Origin of the sequence: Pantoea sp. SIMBA_079 (assembly GCF_046940275.1) — a bacterium.
Classification (GTDB): Bacteria; Pseudomonadota; Gammaproteobacteria; order Enterobacterales; family Enterobacteriaceae; genus Pantoea; species Pantoea borealis.
On record NZ_JAWRYR010000653.1, the window covers coordinates 1 to 251 of the forward strand.

The window sequence follows — 251 nt, forward strand, 5'->3', positions numbered from 1 at the left end:
GGCGACACCGGCCAAGGTGGCATGCACGCCACTCTTGAGCACGCAGACCCACAGGATCAGGCCAACGATCATGTAGGGGCCGAGCTTGACCACGCCAAGCCGGTTCATCGCCACCAGCACCACCAGGCAGGCTGCAGCCAGCAGCAGCGACACACTCGACAGGGTGCCGGAGTAGAACAGGGCGATGACAATGATCGCACCCAGGTCGTCGATGATCGCCAGGGTCATCAGGAACAACTTCAGTGACACGG

1 protein-coding gene is annotated in these 251 nt (G+C 62.2%); it reads right to left on the minus strand.

Going from position 1 to position 251, the window contains the following annotated elements; genetic code table 11:
- A partial coding sequence (locus SB719_RS21560; RefSeq protein WP_412159945.1) for a Na+/H+ antiporter NhaA occupies window positions 1-251 on the minus strand: 251 nt, incomplete at both ends.